This is a genomic window from Aureimonas endophytica (assembly GCF_014642635.1).
Taxonomy (GTDB): Bacteria; Pseudomonadota; Alphaproteobacteria; order Rhizobiales; family Rhizobiaceae; genus Plantimonas; species Plantimonas endophytica.
The window spans coordinates 87,351-103,415 of sequence record NZ_BMIQ01000006.1; the positions used below are offsets into that span (position 1 = coordinate 87,351).

The window sequence follows — 16,065 nt, forward strand, 5'->3', positions numbered from 1 at the left end:
GCGCGGTCGCCTCAGCCGGCCGCGCGGCCCGGAGCCGGGGTGGACCGGCGCTCGAAGGTGACGTGGCGCCCGCGCCCGTAGGTCTTGGCCTGATAGAGCGCCTCGTCCGCCCGCTTCATCATCGCGTCGAGATCGGCCTCCTCGGCGCCGAAGCGGGCCGAACCGATGCTCGCGCCGATATCGATGTCGAAATCTCCGATGGCGAAGGGCTTGGCGAGGGCGCGGAGCAGCCGCAGCGCGACGCGCTCCAGCCCGTCATGGCGCTCGGTCCGCGCCAGGAGGATGATGAACTCGTCGCCGCCGAAGCGGGCGATGAAATCCGTCTCGCGGACGCAATCGCACATCCGGACCGCCGCCGCGCGCAGCACCTCGTCGCCGACGGCATGGCCGTAGCGGTCGTTCACGCCCTTGAACCCGTCGAGATCGACATAGAGCAAGGCCTCGACCGACCGGCGCCGGCAGGCCTCGTCGAAGCGGTGCTGGAGCATCAGGCGATTGCCGAGCCCGGTCAGCCCGTCATGCAGCGCCATGTGGAAGATGCGGTCCTCGGCGAGGCGCTGTTCGGTGACGTCCTCGGTGGTCGTCATCCAGCCGCCGCCGGGCAGCGGCACATGCTGGAGGCGGATCCGCCGTCCGTCCGGCCGCTGCTTGTCGCCGCCGAAGGCGCCCGCCGCCAGACGGCGGTGGCGGTCGGCGACGATCTCCTCGTCGCTCATTCCCTCGAAGAGGCCGAACCAGCGCCCGACCCGGATGACGTCGAGAAAACTGATCCCGATCCGCACATCCTCGCGCGGCAGGCCGAGATGCCGGACATAGCTGTCGTTGACGAAGGTGAGGCGATCCTCGGCATCGTAGACGGCGAAACCGAAGGGCAGATGCAGCATCGCGCTGGCGAAGAGCGCCGCCTCGGTCCGATCCGGACCATCGGCCTCCGGCCGCATGCCATGACCCCGAGACTGCTCGATCTGCACGATCCTGCTCATCCAGCTTCCCGCAAACGAGTTGAGCGCGCCCTCAGTCTGAAACGCTTTTGCGAAGGTTGCACGCGAATACTGAACGGAACGTTACAAATCTGTCGCTTTGTTGGCTTGCCCTTAAGCTAGTCGCACGAATTCAAGGTGTTAGCATGGCGGCCGGATGGCGGGCGCAGCCTCGACGACGAGCGGATGCAATCCGGTCGCCCGACCGCCCTCGACGAGAGCCAGCAGCGCCACGCGCATGCGCGGGTCCCAGAACTTGTTGATATGCTCGGCAAGCGCCGGGGCGCGCGCCTCCGCCCTCGGATTCGAGGCGCAGAAAATGGCGATCTGATTCGCCATGCGCAGGAGCTTGTCGTCAGCCTGCATCGCGCGTCTCCCCGTCCTTCGCCGCCGCGCCGAGGATGCGGCGCGGATGGGTGAAGACCTCGAATTCCCCGCCCCGCGCGACGGCGACGAGGGTGAGGCCGCAGGCATCCGCCTGATCGAGCGCCAGCGCGGTCGGCACCGAGACGGCGACAAGCACGGGCACGCCCATCACGGCGCATTTCTGGACGAGTTCGACCGAGACGCGGCTGGTGATGGCGACGATGCCGCCCGCCGCCGGAACGCCTTGCTCCGCGAGACGGCCGGCCACCTTGTCGAGCGCGTTGTGGCGGCCGACATCCTCGCGCAGGACGAGGAGCCCCTCCCCTGGCACGAAGAAACCGGCGGCATGGACGGCGCGCGTTTCCTGGCCGAGCCGCTGGGCCCGGCCCATGGCGGCCACCGCCTCGACCAGGGCGGCCGGCGGCACGCGCATCTCCGCCGAGAGGACGGGCAGCGGCGGCGCGGCGAGTTCCAGCGATTCGACGCCGCAAAGGCCGCAGCCGACCGGCCCCGCCATCTGGCGCCGCCGGGCCACATAGGTCGCGCCCCGTGCCGGCGCGAGCCGGATCTGGCAGTCGAAGCCGAGTTCCGTCTCCACGATCTCGATCCGCTCGATCTCGCTCCGATCGGCGACGATCCGCTCGTTGAGGGCGAGACCGAGGCCGAGATCGACGAGATCGCGCGGGCTCGCCATCATCACGGCATGGGTCGAGCCGTCGATCGAGATCGCGACCGCCACCTCCTCCGGCACGGCGCGGGCGCCGGCCTCGAAGCGCCCGTCGCGAAAGACGAGCGAGGCATGGCGGCGGGCGGGCAGATCGGGCGGAGCCGTCACTCCGCCGCCTCGGTCGCGACGCGCCGGCTCGCCTCGGCGAGCGAGCGATAATCCGCCTGCCAGTCGCTCGGCCCGTTGGAGGGCGCCACCTGCACGGCCGTCACCTTATATTCCGGGCAGTTCGTCGCCCAGTCGGAATAGTCGGTGGTGACGACATTGGCCTGCGTCAGCGGATGGTGGAAGGTCGTATAGACGATGCCGGGCGCGACGCGGTCGCTGATCCTCGCCCGCAGCGTCGTCGCCCCAGCCCGGCTCTGGAGCTTCACCCAGTCGCCGTCGCGCAGGCCGCGATCCTCGGCATCGTGCGGATGGATCTCCAGGCGGTCCTCCTCGTGCCAGGCGACATTGGCGGTGCGCCGCGTCTGGGCCCCGACATTGTATTGCGACAGGATGCGCCCCGTCGTCAGGAGAAGCGGGAAGCGCGGGCCGACCCGCTCGTCCGTCGGCACGTATTCGGTGACGACGAAGCGGCCCTTGCCGCGCATGAAGGCGTCGACATGCATGATCGGCGAGCCGTCCGGATGGGCCGCGTCGCAGGGCCACTGCACCGAGCCCTTTTCGTCCAGCAGCGCATAGGAGACGCCGGCGAAGCTCGGCGTCGCCCGCGCGATCTCGTCCATGATCTCGGAGGGATGGGCATAGGCCATGTCCATGCCGAGCGCCCGTGCCAGGAGCTGCGTCACCTCCCAGTCGGCATAGGTGCTCTTCGGCGCCATCACGCGGCGGACGCGGTTGATGCGCCGCTCGGCATTGGTGAAGGTGCCGTCCTTCTCGAGGAAGGTCGAGCCCGGCAGGAAGACGGTCGCGTAATTCGCCGTCTCGTTGAGGAAGAGGTCCTGCACGATCAGGAGTTCGAGATTGGCGAGGCCCGCCGCGACATGGCGCGTGTCGGGATCGGACTGGAGAATGTCCTCGCCCTGGACATAGAGCCCCTTGAACGTGCCCTCGACCGAGGCGTCGAACATGTTCGGAATGCGCAGGCCAGGCTCGGAATCGAGCGGCACGCCCCAAAGGCTCTCGAAGGTGGCGCGCACCTCGTCGCCCGCGACATGGCGATAGCCGGTGAACTCGTGCGGGAACGAGCCCATGTCGCAGGAGCCCTGCACGTTGTTCTGGCCGCGCAGCGGATTCACGCCGACGCCGGGCCGGCCGATATTGCCGGTCGCCATCGCGAGATTGGCGATGGCCATCACCGCCGTCGAGCCCTGGCTGTGCTCGGTGACGCCGAGGCCGTAATAGATCGCGCCGTTGCCGCCCGTCGCATAGAGCCGCGCCGCGCCGCGCACGAGGTCGGCCGGAACGCCGATCACCGCCTCGACCGCTTCCGGCGCGCGGGCGGGTTCGGCGACGAAAGCCGCCCAGTCCTGGAAGGCGTCCCAGTCGCAACGCTCGCGCACGAAGGCCTCGTCCACCAGCCCCTCGGTGACGATCACATGGGCGAGCGCCGTCAGCAACGCGACATTGGTGCCCGGCCGCAGCGGCAGATGGAAGGCGGCCTCGACATGCGGGCTGCGCACGAGATCAATGCGGCGCGGGTCGAGGACGATCAGCTTCGCCCCCTGGCGCAGCCGCTTCTTCAGGCGCGAGGCGAAGACCGGATGGCCGTCCGTCGGATTGGCGCCGATGACGAGGACGACATCCGCCGCCTCGACCGAATCGAAGTCCTGCGTGCCGGCCGAGGTGCCGAAGGCGGTGGAGAGGCCATAGCCGGTCGGCGAATGGCAGACACGGGCGCAGGTGTCGATATTGTTGTTGCGAAAGCCCGCCCGCACCAGTTTCTGGACGAGATAGACCTCCTCGTTGGTGCAGCGCGAGGAGGAGATGGCGCCGACGGCGCCACGCCCGTGGCGCGCCTGGATGTCCCGGATCTTCGCCGCCGCATGGCCGATCGCCTCCTCCCAGGAAACGGTGCGCCAGGGATCGGTATGGCGCTCGCGGATCATCGGCTGGAGGATGCGGTCGGGATGGGTCGCATAGCCGGTGGCGAAGCGGCCCTTGACGCAGGAATGGCCGCGATTGGCCTTGCCGTCCTTGAAGGGCACCATGCGCACGAGCTCCTGGCCGCGCATCTCCGCCTTGAACGAGCAGCCGACGCCGCAATAGGCGCAGGTCGTCACGACCGAATGTTCGGGCGTGCCGATGGCGACCACCGCCTTCTCCTCCAGCGTCGCGGTCGGGCAGGCCTGGACGCAGGCGCCGCAGGAGACGCATTCGGAGGAGAAGAAGTCGTCGGAGGCGAGGCCCGCCGAGACCTTGGCGTCGAAGCCGCGTCCGGCGATCGTCAGCGCGAAGGTGCCCTGCACCTCCTCGCAGGCGCGCACGCAGCGCGAGCAGACGATGCATTTCGACGGATCGAACTGGAAATAGGGGTTCGAGACGTCCTTCGCCTGGTCGAGATGCGTTTGCCCGCCCGCGCCGTAGCGCACCTCACGCAGGCCGACCGCCCCCGCCTGGGACTGCAATTCGCAGTCGCCATTGGCCGCGCAGGTGAGGCAATCCAGCGGGTGATCGGAGATATAGAGCTCCATCACGCCCCGGCGCAGGCGTTGCAGCCGCTCGGTCTGGGTCGAAACGCGCATGCCCGGCGCGACCGGCGTGGTGCAGGAGGCCGGCGTGCCGTTCCGCCCTTCGATCTCGACGAGGCAGAGGCGGCAGGAGCCGAAGGATTCCAGCATGTCGGTGGCGCAGAGCTTCGGCACGGCGATGCCGGCCTCCTGCGCCGCGCGCATGACGGAGGTCCCCTCCGGCACGGTGACGGCGAAGCCGTCGATCGACAGCGTCACCTCGCCTTCCGCGCGCGAAGCCGGCGTGCCGTAGTCGATCTCGCGAACGAGGCTCATGCCGTGATCCTCCCTTCGATGGTTGGCAGGGCGCGGCGCGTCGAAGCCGCGGCCTTCTCCCGAGCCGGGAGAAGGTGCCGGCAGGCGGATGAGGGAAGCGTCGGGCGTCGACGTCGGTGCCCTGCGGCTCCCTCACCCGACTGCTTCGCAGCCACCCTCTCCCGGCTCGGGAGAGGGAGCCGCGCCCATTTCTGAAAGGACGCCGTCATTCCGCCGCCTCCCGCAGCGCCGCGCCTTCGAAGTCCTCCGGGAAATGGCGCAGGGCGCTCATGACCGGATAGGGCGTGAAGCCGCCCAGCGCGCAGAGCGAGCCGAACTTCATCGTCTCGCAGAGATCCTCGACCAGCCGGCGCTGGAATTCGGGCCGGTCGCCGGCGATCAGCCGCTCCATCGCCTCCCGTCCGCGCACCGCGCCGATGCGGCAGGGGGTGCACTTGCCGCAGGATTCCTCGGCGCAGAACTCGAAGGCGAAGCGCGCCTGCGCCGCCATGTCGACGCTCTCGTCGAAGACGGTGACGCCGGCATGGCCGATCAGCCCGTCGCGGGCGGCGAAGGCCTCGTAGTCGAAGACCGTGTCGAAGAGGGCCGGCGGGAAATAGGCGCCGAGCGGGCCGCCGACCTGCACGGCGCGCACCGGGCGGCCGGAGGCCGTGCCGCCGCCGATCTCCTCGACGATCTCGCCGAGCGTCAGGCCGAAGGGCGCCTCGAACAGCCCGCCGAAGCGGACATTGCCGGCGATCTGGATCGGCATCGTGCCGCGCGAGCGCCCGGTGCCGAGCTCCTTGTAGCCCGCCGCGTCGCCGAGCGCCGCCGGCACGGAGGCGAGTGTCAGCACGTTGTTGATGACGGTCGGGCGCCCGAAGAGGCCCTTCATCGCCGGCAGCGGCGGCTTGGCGCGCACCTGCCCGCGCCGTCCTTCCAGGCTTTCGAGAAGCGAGGTCTCCTCGCCGCAGACATAGGCGCCGGCGCCGACGCGCAGTTCGATGTCGAAGGCCTGGCCCGAGCCGAGCAGCGAGGCGCCGAGGAGGCCCCCGCGCCGCGCCGCCTCCAGCGCCGCGCCGAAGACCCGGATCGCGACGGGATATTCCGAGCGCAAATAGACGAAGCCCTTCGCGGCGCCGGTGGCGAGGCCGGCGATCGCCATGCCCTCGATCAGGGCGAAGGGATCGCCCTCCATGATCATGCGGTCGGCGAAGGTGCCGCTGTCGCCCTCGTCGGCATTGGCGACGATATATTTGCGGTCCGCCACGGCCTCGGCGACGGTCTTCCATTTCACGCCGGTCGGAAAGCCGGCGCCGCCCCGGCCGCGCAGGCCGGATTCGATGACGGCGGCAACGATCGCCCCCGGCGCCATCGCGAGCGCGGCTTCGAGCGCGCCAAGCCCGCCATGGGCGCGATAGTCGGCGAGGGACAGGGGATCGATCACGCCGCAACGGGCGAAGGTGAGGCGCGTCTGGCGGGCGAGGAAGGGCTGGTCCTCCGGCCGGCCGATGCGCTTCTCATGCGCCCCGCCCCGCAGGAGCCCGGCATCGAGAAGCGCCGCCGCCTCGCCCGGCTCGACCGGGCCGTAGCCGATGCGCCCTTCCGGCGTCTCGACCTCCAGCAGCGGCTCCAGCCAGGCCATGCCGCGCGAGCCGGTGCGGACGATCTCGATCTCCAGCCCCCGCGCCGCCGCAGCCTCGCGCAGCTCAGCCGCGATCTCGTCCGCCCCGCAGGCGACGGCGAAGGTGTCGAGCGGCAGGAAGAGGCGGGTCACGACAGCGCCTCCGCCGCGAGCCGCGCCGCCTTCGCCGGGTCGAGCCGCGCCACCGGCCGCCCGTCCACGAGCGCGTTCGGTCCGATGGCGCAGAGGCCGAGGCAATAGACGGCCTCGAGGCTCACCCGGCCGTCGGGCGAGGTCTCGCCGACCGGCAGTCCGAGCGAGGCGGCGAGCGCCGCCTCCACCGCCGCGCCGCCCCGCGCCTGGCAGGCCTCGGCACGGCAGACCTTCACGACGCGCCGGCCGGCGGGCTCGGCGCGGAAGTCGTGATAGAAGGACATGGTGCCGTGCACTTCGGCGCGGCTGAGATTGAGCTCGGCCGCGACGAGCCGGATGGCCGCCTCCGGCACATGGCCGAAGCGCGCCTGGATCGCATGGAGGATCGGCAGAAGCGGACCCTCCAGATCCTTCAGGCCGGCCACGATCCCGGCCGCCTCGTCGGGCGCGAATGGGGCATGAGACATCGAAACGGTGGCCTCCCGACCACGTCTGGAACGACTTTCGAGGGTGGCGCCCCGCCGCGACCAAATCAAGGCGCGGGCGGCGCTCGCCTTCCGAGCCTTGCGTCCTATCACAGAGGCGAGGCCTCACCGTTCCGGTCAGCGACGCAGCCCGCTTCGCCCGCGACACGGGCGCCGGGCGGCGGGGATCGCGCGTGGACGAGACATTCTGGGCGGCGGAAGGCGCGGCGCTCCTTCAGGTTCTGCTGATCGACGTGGCGCTCGCCGGCGACAACGCCGTCGTCGTCGGCATGGCGGCGGCGGGCGTGGAGGAGTCGCGGCGCGCCCGCGTCATCCTCTGGGGCATCGGCGCGGCGGTGGTGATCCGCATCGCCCTGGCGCTCGTCGCCGTCGAGCTTCTCGACATCATCGGCCTCACCCTCGCGGGCGGCCTGCTGCTCCTCTACGTCGCCTATCGGATGTTCCGCCAGATCCGTGCCGGCGGCGTCGATACGAAGGCGGTGGAGCGGGAGGCGAAGGCGGCGGGGCACAAGAGCTTCCGCACCGCCTTTCTCCAGATCGTCGCGGCCGATGTCTCGATGTCGCTCGACAATGTCCTCGCCGTCGCCGGGGCGGCGCGCGACCATCCGAGCGTCCTCGTCGTCGGCCTTCTCATCTCCGTCGTCCTGATGGGCGTCGCGGCGAGCCTCATCGCGCGGCTCCTCCAGCGCTTCCGCTTCGTCGCCTGGCTCGGCCTCCTCGTCATTCTCTTCGTGGCGCTGGAGATGATATGGGGCGGCTACAACGAAGTGGCCGATGCCGTGCCGGCCCTTCCCGCCCTCGAAATGCCGGGACAGACCGACCCATGACCGACGATCTCCATCTCAGCCAGCTCGGCGCCGAGGCGCGCCCGGCCGCTTCGCCAGAGGAAGCGGTGCTCGAGACCGTGCCCTTCGAACGCCCCGCCGGGCCGCCGACCATCGTGCGCTTCGCCTGCCCGGAATTCACCTCGCTCTGCCCCGTCACCGGCCAGCCGGACTTCGCGCATCTCGTCATCGACTACGCGCCCGACCGACGGCTGGTCGAATCGAAGTCGCTGAAGCTCTTCCTCACGAGCTTCCGCAATCACGGCGCCTTCCACGAAAGCTGCACGACCATGGTCGGGCGGCGGATCGTCGAGGCGACGCAGCCGCTCTGGCTGCGCATCGGCGGCTACTGGTACCCGCGCGGCGGCATTCCGATCGACGTGTTCTGGCAGACCGGCGCGCCGCCGGAGGGCGTCTTCCTGCCCGACCAGGGCGTGCCGCCCTATCGCGGCCGGGGCTGAGTCCGGCACCGTTTGACCGGACCGTCCGGTCTGATATTCCGCTCGCCGAGACAGAGGATCGCGCCGATGGAATTCGAACTCGATACGATCGACGACGCCGTGGCGGCGATCGGGCGGGGCGAGCTCGTCGTCGTCGTGGACGACACCGACCGCGAGAACGAGGGCGACCTGATCATGGCGGCGTCGAAGGCGACGCCGGAGACCATGGCCTTCATGATCCGGCATACGAGCGGCATCCTCTGCGTGCCGATGACCGGCGAGCGCGCGGCGCGGCTGCACCTGCCGCCGATGGTCGCCAACAATCTCGATCCGATGCGCACCGCCTTCACCGTCTCGGTCGACTACCGCGTCGGCATGACGACGGGCATCGCCTCGGACGAGCGGGCGAACACCGCCCGGGCGCTCGCCAACGACAATGCCGTCGCCACCGACTTCCTGCGTCCCGGCCACATGTTTCCGCTGATCTCGCGCGAGGGCGGCGTCCTCACCCGGTCCGGCCACACGGAAGCGGGCATCGATCTTGCAAGTCTCGCCGGCCTGCCGCCGGTCGGCGTCCTGGCCGAGGTGGTGAACGACGACGGCACGGTGAAGCGCCTGCCCGAGCTCGTCGCCTTCGCCCGCGAGCACGGGCTGCCGATCGTCTCCATCGAGGACCTCATTTCCTGGCGCATCCGGCGCGAGAGCTTCGTCACCTGCCGGGGCGAGGAGGCGATGACGATCGCCGGCCTGAAGGCGCGAGTGCGCGTCTACGAGACGCCCTTCGATCCGATGCAGCATGTCGTCGCCGTGTTCGGCGAGGTGGCCGGGGCCGAGCGGGTGCCGACGCGCATCCATCGCGAACAGCCGATCGCCGATCTCTTCGGGCGCGGCGCCCGCGAGCGGAACTGGGTGGAGGCGGCCGTCGCCGCCCTGAAGCCCGAGGGGCGCGGCGTGCTGATGCTGCTGCGCCAGCCGCAGGTGGACGATTTCGAGACGCCGCCGGCCGGCGCGACCCCGGCGCCGCCCGGCGACGGCGAGCGCCATGCGAGCGCCAAGGCCCGCCAGCAGCGCTGGCGCGAGATCGGCGTCGGGGCGCAGATCCTGCGCGACCTGAAGGTCCGCTCCATCGCCGTGCTCGCAACGCGCGAGCGCGCCTATGTCGGCCTCACCGGCTTCGGCATCGATGTCGCGGGAACGATTCTCGTCGAGGATTGACGCCGCACGCCGCGACGGCGCTTGTTAGACACTGGAACGAAAGGGCGCGGGAGAGGCGCCCGGAGGGAGAAAAGCCATGTCGGCCCTGCTGAAACCGTCCGCCCCGAGCGACGATCCCCGCGCGCTGGTGCTGGAAGCCAAGGACAGGCTCAGCCTGCGCGAGTTCAAGCTCGACGAGGTGCTCGGCCCGCGCGACGTGCGGATCGCGATCCACACCGTCGGCATCTGCGGCTCGGACGTCCACTACTACACCCATGGCGCCATCGGCCCCTTCGTCGTGAAGGAGCCGATGATCCTCGGCCACGAGGCTTCGGGCATCGTGACGGAGATCGGCTCCGACGTGACGAGCCTTGCCGTCGGCGACCGGGTCTGCATGGAGCCGGGCATTCCCGATCCCGCCTCGCGCGCGACGCGGCTCGGCCTCTACAATCTCGATCCCGCCGTGCGCTTCTGGGCGACGCCTCCGGTCCATGGCGTCCTGCGCTCCAGCGTCGTCCATCCCGAGGCCTTCACCTTCAAGCTGCCGGACAGCGTCTCCTTCGCCGCCGGCGCGATGGTCGAGCCGCTGGCCGTCGGCGTCCATGCCGCGACCAAGGCGAAAGGCGCGCCCGGCCATGTGGCGGTGGTGATCGGCGCCGGGCCGATCGGCCTCGTCACGGTGCTCGCCGCCCTCGCCGCCGGCGCGGCGCGCGTCATCGTCTCGGATGTCGACGACACCAAGCTCGCCATCGCCGCCAAGCTCGGCGCCGTGTCCACGGTGAACGTCACCCAGCAGGATCTCGCCAGTGCCGTGAAGCGCGAGACGGCCGGCTGGGGCGCCGACGTCATCTACGAATGCGCCGGCTCGGAACGGGCGATCGCCAATATCTTCGAGCCGCTCTGCCCGGGTGGTGCCGTCGTCTTCGTCGGCATTCCGCTGCATCCCGCCGCCTATGACGTCTCGGCCGCGATGCTGAAGGAAGCGCGGGTCGAGCATGTCTTCCGCTATGCCCATGTCTTCCCGCGCTGCGTCGAGATGCTGGCCTCCGGCGCCATCGACGTCTCGTCGCTGATCACCCGCGTCTTCCCCTTCGCCGAAAGCGTCAAGGCCTTCGAGATCGCCGCCGGGGCGCCGAAGGGCGAGGTGAAGATGCAGATCGAGATGGGGATTTAAGTCAGGCCGGCCGGACCTCGCGTCCGGCCCCCTCCCCGCCGCGCCGGTGCAGCGCGGCGGCGACGAAGTTGCGGATGGCGGGGCTCATCGCCTTCGGATGGACGAGGGCGAGCCGCGCCACCGGCCGCGCGTCGGCGATGGCGCGGAAGGCGACGCCCGGCAGCGACACCTGCCGGAGCGAGGCGAGCACGATCGAGACGCCGAGCTCGGCCGCGACCAGCATCAGAAGCGAATTCATCTGCGGCGCCGCCTGGCCGAGGATCGGCTCGAAGCCGGCCGCCCGGCAAGCCGCCACCGCCGCGTCGAAGACCGTCGGCCCGTTGGAGCGCGGGGTGAGCATGAAGGGATCGTCCTTCAGGCGCAGGAGGTCGATCATGCCGTCGTCGCGCTCGGCGAGCGCCGGATGGTTCGCCGGCAGCGCCGCCACCATCTCCTCGTCGGCCAGCGGATGCACGGTCAGCCCGCCGAGATCGAGCGCGTCCGGCCGCAGGAAGGCGATGTCGAGGCTGCCGTCCTTCACCGCCTCGCCGAGCGCCGCGCTATTGCGCTCGGCGAGCGTCAGCGCCACCGCCGGATAGGCGCGGCGAAAGGCGCGGATGATGCCGGGAAAGAGCGGGCTGATCGCCGTCGATCCGACGAAGCCGATCCGCAGCGAGCCGGTCTCGCCGCGCGCCGCGCGCTGGGCGTCGCGCATCGCGCCGGCCACCTGTTCCGGGATGCGCTGGATGCCGGCGCGAAAGGCCCGGCCCGCCTCCGTCAGCTCCGCCCCGTGCGGCACGCGATGGAAGAGCGGAGCGCCGATCTCCGTCTCGAGATCGCGGATCTGCTGGCTGAGCGGCGGCTGGCCGATGCCGAGCCGCGCCGCCGCGCGGGTGAAATTGCCCTCCTCGGCGACGGCAAGGAAATAGCGAAGATGCCGCAGCTCCATGAGCCATATCCAAAAGCGATCATGATCGCCTGCATCATATATTAGACCGAAGGCTCCCGCACCGTTATCTCGAACGGGCCATGAGCCTCTCCGCCACCCATTCCCCCGCCCGTCCGTCCGCGCCGCTCGCGCCGCCGGTCTGGATCGAGCGCGGCAGCCGCGACTACGGGCGCGTCGGGCTGGCGCTGTTTCTCGCCGGCTTCTCGACCTTCTCGCTGCTCTATTGCGTGCAGCCGCTCCTGCCGGAATTCGCCCGCAGCTTCGCCATCGGCCCGGCGGAAAGCGCCCTCGCTTTGTCGCTGACGACGGGCTTCCTCGCCTTCGCGATCTTTCTCGCCGGCGCCCTGTCGCAGACCGTGCCGCGGCGCGGGCTGATGTTCGCCTCCATGGCGGCGGCGGCGATCCTCAATTTCGTCGCGGCCCTCGCGCCGAACTGGCATGCCTTCCTGGCGGCGCGCGCCCTGGAAGGGCTGGTGCTCGGCGGCGTGCCGGCGGTCGCCATGGCCTATCTCGCCGAGGAGATCGATCCGCGCCATCTCGGCCGCTCGATGGGCCTTTATGTCGCCGGCACCGCCTTCGGCGCGATGATGGGCCGGGTCGGCATGGGCGTTCTCACCGAGATCGCCTCCTGGCAGACGGCCATGGCGCTGCTCGGCCTGGTCGATCTCGCGGCGGCGGTCGGTTTCGCCCTCCTCCTGCCGGCCTCGCGCAATTTCGTCGCGCGGCGCGGCCTCGATGCCCGCCATCATGCCGCGACCTGGGGCACGCTTCTGCGCCACCGCCCGCTCCTTCGCCTCTACGGGGTCGGCTTCGTGCTGACGAGCGTCTTCGTCACCCTCTTCAACTATGCGAGCTTCCGGCTGTCCGAGCCGCCCTACGGTCTCGGCCAGACGGCGATCAGCCTGATCTTCCTCGTCTACGGCTTCGGCATGTTCGCCTCTTCGCTGGCCGGCGGTCTCGCCGACCGCTTCGGCCGGCGCCCGGCTCTGGCGGCGGGACTGGCGCTGATGGCGGCGGGCATTCTCCTGACGCTGCTGGCGCCGCTGCCGCTCATCGCCGCCGGCATCGTTCTCGTGACGATCGGCTTCTTCACCGCCCATTCGGTGGCGAGCGGCTGGGTCGGGCGACTCGCCGGCGCCTCGAAGAGCCACGCGGCCTCGCTCTATCTCCTGTTCTACTATGTCGGCTCCAGCGTCACCGGCTCGGTCGGCGGCTGGTTCTGGGAACATGGCGGCTGGCCGGCGGTGGTGGGCCTCACCGGCGCGCTGGCCCTTGCCGGCCTCGCGCTGGCGCTCGGCATCGCGGATCGCCGCGCCGCCTGAACGCGAACCGCATCCCGATCGAACGCGCGGGAATTGCATTCAAGTCTCTTTCATGGTGTTCAATCAGGGAGTCACAATCGCGGCCGACCCGTGTCGGCCGCCGCTCGGAGTCCGCCCCGCGTGTCGGAAACCTCTCCTCGATCGCCGAAGCAGCTGAACGACAACGGCGCCAAGCTCGGCCTCCGGCTGAAGCTCGCCCGTCAGACGCAAGGGATGACGCTGAAAGAAGTGGCGCTCGCCGCCGGCTGCTCTGAAAGCCTGCTCTCGAAGGTCGAGAACGGCAAGGCCTCGCCCTCCCTGCCGATGCTGCATCGGCTGGTGGAAGTGCTCGAAACCAATATCGGCCGGATGTTCGAGGAAACGGACGACGAGGAGGGCATCATCTTCCGGGCCGGACAGCGCCCGCTGATCGCCCTCGACCCGCTGCGCCAAGGCGACGGCGTCGCGCTGGAACGGGTGATCCCCTATTCCGCCGGCCATCTCCTGCAATGCAACATCCACCATATCGGCCGCGGCGGCACCAGCGCCGGGCCGATCAGCCATGCCGGCGAGGAGGTCGGCTATGTGATCGCCGGCACGGTGGAACTCATCGTCGACGACCAGTCCTTTCTCATCAAGGCAGGTGATTCCTTCGCCTTCCGCTCCGAACGCCCGCATCACTACCGCAATGCCGGCGACGTGCCCGCGAGCATCTTCTGGGTGAACACGCCACCGACCTTCTGACGCGCTCGGCTCAAGAATTCATCACGCACCGCACAAGATCCCAGCACGATCCGCCGAAAACTTGTGCAAAGCAAAAAGCGATCGAAACTTCGGCAATTCGCTTGACATAAATTCAAGTCTCTTGAATGCTCCCCCTCGCGCCAGGACGGCGCGGCGCCCGCTGCCGGGCAGGATCGCAAGAGGGGAATCGAAATGCGTCTCTCCACGAAATTCGGCCTCGGCGTCGCCGCGCTCAGCCTCGCCGCCGCGCTCGGCACGGCGGCGGCGCGGGCCGAGACCTTCGCACTCGTGACGATCAATCAGCAGGCTCTGTTCTTCAACCAGATCAACGACGGCGCGAAGGCCGCCGCCAAGGCCGCCGGCGCCGATCTCGTGATCTTCGACGCCAACAACGTGCCGGCCGCCCAGAACACCGCGATCGAGAATTACGTGACACAGAAGGTGGACGGCATCATCCTCGTCGCCATCGACGTGAACGGCGTGAAGCCGGCCGTCACCGAGGCGAAGAAGGCCGGCATCCCGGTGATCGCGATCGACGCGCAGATCCCGGACGGCGACAACGTGGCCTTCGTCGGCGTCGACAACACCAAGGCCGGCGCGCTGATCGGCCAGCATTATGCCGATTACGTGAAGAAGGAGATGAAGGGCGAGGCGAGCGTCGGCGTCATCGGCGCGCTGAACTCCTTCATCCAGAACCAGCGCCTCGACGGCTTCAAGCAGGCGGTCGCCGCCAGCGGCGCCAAGGTGAAGTTCCTCGACACGGTGGACGGCCAGAACGTGCAGGACGTCGCGCTCGGCGCGGCCGAGAACCTGATGACCGCCAATCCGACCATGACGACCCTCTACGCCACCGGCGAGCCGGCGCTGATCGGCGCGGTCTCGGCGGTCGAGAGCCAGGGCCGCCAGAGCGACGTCAAGGTCTTCGGCTGGGACCTCACCGCCCAGGCGGTAAAGGGCATCGACGAAGGCTGGGTCGCCGCCGTCGTGCAGCAGGACCCGGCCGGCGAGGGCAAGGCCGCCGTCGAGGCGCTCTCGACGCTCAAGAAGGGCGGCAAGGTCGAGCCGATCATCAACGTGCCGGTGACGATCGTCACCAAGGAGAATGTCGATCAGTTCCGGGGCATGTTCAAGTAACGCCGCCCTTTCCGCACGAGCCTCCTTCTCCCGAGCCGGGAGAAGGTGCCGGCAGGCGGATGAGGGAGCGACGGGGCGCCTCGCCGCGAAAGCGGACGCCCCACGGCTCCCTCACCCGGCTGCTTCGCAGCCACCCTCTCCCGGCTCGGGAGAGGGACGGGCGCGAACCCTCCCCTTGCAGAGAGACCTGAGCATGAGCGCAACGCCTCCCGACCGCGTGCGGATGACCGGCATCTCGAAACGCTACGGGCCGATCCAGACCCTTGCCGAGGTCGATCTCTGGCTGGCGCCGGGCGAGGTGCTCGGCCTCGTCGGCGACAATGGCGCCGGGAAGTCGACGCTGTCGAAGGTCCTGTCCGGCGCGGTCGTGCCCGATTCCGGCACGATCGAGATCGATGGCCGCGAGGTGCGCTTCGCCTCGCCCGCCGATGCGCGGGCCGCCCATGTCGAGATGGTCTATCAGGACCTGTCGCTCTGCGACACCGTGGATGTCGCCGGCAATATCTTCCTCGGCCGCGAGCCGGTGAAGAGCCTCGGCGGCGTCCGCCTTCTCGACAAGCGCCGCATGCATGACGAGGCGAAGGCGATGCTGGAGAAGCTCGGCATCGTCATCGCCGACACGCGGCTGAAGGTCGAGAACCTCTCCGGCGGGCAGCGCCAGTCGATCGCCATCGGCCGCGCCGCCTCCTTCGATCCGAAGGTGCTGATCATGGACGAGCCGACGGCGGCGCTGGCCGTCGCGGAGGTCGAGGCGGTGCTGGATCTCATCCGCACCGTATCGGCGCGCGGCGTCAGCGTGATCCTCATCACCCATCGCCTTCAGGACCTCTTCCTCGTCTGCGATCGCATCCAGGTCATGTACGAGGGCCGCAACGTCGCCGAGCGCCATGTGGCGGACACCAATATCGAGGAGGTCGTGAACCTCATCGTCGGACGGAAATTCGCGGCGCGCTCGGCCCGGCACGGCGCGGCCGACATCGAGGGAGCCCGCCCATGAGCCCCACCACCGGCCTCACCACCGGCGACGCGCCGCTCCATGCCCCGGCGGCGAATGCGCGGGTGCG

General features: G+C 69.8%; 15 protein-coding genes. 8 read left to right on the forward strand and 7 right to left on the reverse strand.

Annotation, left to right across the window (positions count from 1 at the left end):
* Positions 1–11: 11 nt before the first annotated feature.
* The 6 genes from IEY14_RS17980 to IEY14_RS18005 all read right to left on the reverse strand — a co-directional run bounded on the left by IEY14_RS17980 (position 12) and on the right by IEY14_RS18005 (position 7,244).
* Positions 12–983 (reverse strand): sensor domain-containing diguanylate cyclase, encoded by a 972-nt coding sequence (locus IEY14_RS17980; RefSeq protein WP_188910963.1) that lies wholly within the window; start codon positions 981–983, stop codon positions 12–14.
* 138 nt (positions 984–1,121) lie between these two features.
* Positions 1,122–1,346, reverse strand: a complete 225-nt coding sequence (locus tag IEY14_RS17985) for a formate dehydrogenase subunit delta (RefSeq protein WP_188910965.1) — start codon at positions 1,344–1,346, stop codon at positions 1,122–1,124.
* Positions 1,336–2,181: a formate dehydrogenase accessory sulfurtransferase FdhD gene (fdhD, locus tag IEY14_RS17990; protein ID WP_188910967.1), complete on the reverse strand. Its 846-nt coding sequence runs from the start codon at positions 2,179–2,181 to the stop codon at positions 1,336–1,338. Before fdhD ends, IEY14_RS17985 begins: the two co-directional genes overlap by 11 nt.
* The gene (fdhF, locus tag IEY14_RS17995) at positions 2,178–5,021 is read right to left on the reverse strand and encodes a formate dehydrogenase subunit alpha (protein WP_188910969.1); all 2,844 of its coding nucleotides are present in this window, start codon (positions 5,019–5,021) and stop codon (positions 2,178–2,180) included. Before fdhF ends, fdhD begins: the two co-directional genes overlap by 4 nt.
* A gap of 205 nt (positions 5,022–5,226) precedes the next feature.
* The gene (locus IEY14_RS18000; RefSeq protein ID WP_188910971.1) at positions 5,227–6,777 is read right to left on the reverse strand and encodes an NADH-ubiquinone oxidoreductase-F iron-sulfur binding region domain-containing protein; all 1,551 of its coding nucleotides are present in this window, start codon (positions 6,775–6,777) and stop codon (positions 5,227–5,229) included.
* Positions 6,774–7,244, reverse strand: coding sequence for a formate dehydrogenase subunit gamma (locus tag IEY14_RS18005; RefSeq protein ID WP_188910973.1), 471 nt, complete (start codon positions 7,242–7,244; stop codon positions 6,774–6,776). The genes IEY14_RS18000 and IEY14_RS18005 overlap by 4 nt, the downstream gene beginning before the upstream one ends.
* Positions 7,245–7,435: 191 nt before the next feature.
* Between IEY14_RS18005 and IEY14_RS18010 the strand changes: the two genes are divergently transcribed.
* The 4 genes from IEY14_RS18010 (at position 7,436) to IEY14_RS18025 (ending at position 10,894) form a co-directional block, all read left to right on the forward strand.
* Complete coding sequence (locus tag IEY14_RS18010) at positions 7,436–8,089, forward strand: YjbE family putative metal transport protein (protein WP_244639563.1); 654 nt, start codon at positions 7,436–7,438, stop codon at positions 8,087–8,089.
* A complete protein-coding gene (queF, locus tag IEY14_RS18015; RefSeq protein WP_188910977.1) occupies positions 8,086–8,547 on the forward strand; it encodes a preQ(1) synthase in 462 nt (153 codons plus the stop codon). The genes IEY14_RS18010 and queF overlap by 4 nt, the downstream gene beginning before the upstream one ends.
* A 66-nt stretch (positions 8,548–8,613) precedes the next feature.
* Positions 8,614–9,741, forward strand: coding sequence for a 3,4-dihydroxy-2-butanone-4-phosphate synthase (gene ribB, locus IEY14_RS18020; RefSeq protein WP_188910979.1), 1,128 nt, complete (start codon positions 8,614–8,616; stop codon positions 9,739–9,741).
* A gap of 76 nt (positions 9,742–9,817) precedes the next feature.
* A complete protein-coding gene (locus IEY14_RS18025; RefSeq protein ID WP_188910981.1) occupies positions 9,818–10,894 on the forward strand; it encodes an NAD(P)-dependent alcohol dehydrogenase in 1,077 nt (358 codons plus the stop codon).
* Position 10,895: 1 nt separating this feature from the next.
* Here IEY14_RS18025 and IEY14_RS18030 read toward each other — a convergent pair whose 3' ends face one another.
* Positions 10,896–11,822 (reverse strand): LysR family transcriptional regulator, encoded by a 927-nt coding sequence (locus IEY14_RS18030; protein WP_188910983.1) that lies wholly within the window; start codon positions 11,820–11,822, stop codon positions 10,896–10,898.
* Between the two features lie 80 nt (positions 11,823–11,902).
* On the opposite strand from IEY14_RS18030, the gene IEY14_RS18035 reads away from it, so the two are divergent.
* The 4 genes from IEY14_RS18035 to IEY14_RS18050 all read left to right on the forward strand — a co-directional run bounded on the left by IEY14_RS18035 (position 11,903) and on the right by IEY14_RS18050 (position 15,998).
* Positions 11,903–13,144, forward strand: coding sequence for an MFS transporter (locus IEY14_RS18035; RefSeq protein ID WP_188910985.1), 1,242 nt, complete (start codon positions 11,903–11,905; stop codon positions 13,142–13,144).
* 120 nt (positions 13,145–13,264) lie between these two features.
* Positions 13,265–13,867, forward strand: coding sequence for a cupin domain-containing protein (locus IEY14_RS18040; RefSeq protein ID WP_244639564.1), 603 nt, complete (start codon positions 13,265–13,267; stop codon positions 13,865–13,867).
* Positions 13,868–14,059: 192 nt separating this feature from the next.
* Positions 14,060–15,001 (forward strand): ABC transporter substrate-binding protein, encoded by a 942-nt coding sequence (locus tag IEY14_RS18045; protein WP_188910989.1) that lies wholly within the window; start codon positions 14,060–14,062, stop codon positions 14,999–15,001.
* Between the two features lie 193 nt (positions 15,002–15,194).
* The gene (locus IEY14_RS18050) at positions 15,195–15,998 is read left to right on the forward strand and encodes an ATP-binding cassette domain-containing protein (RefSeq protein WP_244639566.1); all 804 of its coding nucleotides are present in this window, start codon (positions 15,195–15,197) and stop codon (positions 15,996–15,998) included.
* The last annotated feature ends 67 nt before the right edge of the window (positions 15,999–16,065 follow it).

Excerpts from the sequence above, each read along its gene's own strand:
- IEY14_RS17985 (WP_188910965.1), bottom strand. The coding sequence starts at position 1,346 with ATGCAGGCTGACGACAAGCTCCTGCGCATGGCGAATCAGATCGCCATT.
- queF (WP_188910977.1), top strand. The coding sequence starts at position 8,086 with ATGACCGACGATCTCCATCTCAGCCAGCTCGGCGCCGAGGCGCGCCCG.
- IEY14_RS18005 (WP_188910973.1), bottom strand. The coding sequence starts at position 7,244 with ATGTCTCATGCCCCATTCGCGCCCGACGAGGCGGCCGGGATCGTGGCC.
- IEY14_RS18030 (WP_188910983.1), bottom strand. The coding sequence starts at position 11,822 with ATGGAGCTGCGGCATCTTCGCTATTTCCTTGCCGTCGCCGAGGAGGGC.
- IEY14_RS18025 (WP_188910981.1), top strand. The coding sequence starts at position 9,818 with ATGTCGGCCCTGCTGAAACCGTCCGCCCCGAGCGACGATCCCCGCGCG.
- IEY14_RS18050 (WP_244639566.1), top strand. The coding sequence starts at position 15,195 with ATGAGCGCAACGCCTCCCGACCGCGTGCGGATGACCGGCATCTCGAAA.
- IEY14_RS18035 (WP_188910985.1), top strand. The coding sequence starts at position 11,903 with ATGAGCCTCTCCGCCACCCATTCCCCCGCCCGTCCGTCCGCGCCGCTC.
- fdhF (WP_188910969.1), bottom strand. The coding sequence starts at position 5,021 with ATGAGCCTCGTTCGCGAGATCGACTACGGCACGCCGGCTTCGCGCGCG.
- ribB (WP_188910979.1), top strand. The coding sequence starts at position 8,614 with ATGGAATTCGAACTCGATACGATCGACGACGCCGTGGCGGCGATCGGG.
- IEY14_RS17980 (WP_188910963.1), bottom strand. The coding sequence starts at position 983 with ATGAGCAGGATCGTGCAGATCGAGCAGTCTCGGGGTCATGGCATGCGG.
- IEY14_RS18045 (WP_188910989.1), top strand. The coding sequence starts at position 14,060 with ATGCGTCTCTCCACGAAATTCGGCCTCGGCGTCGCCGCGCTCAGCCTC.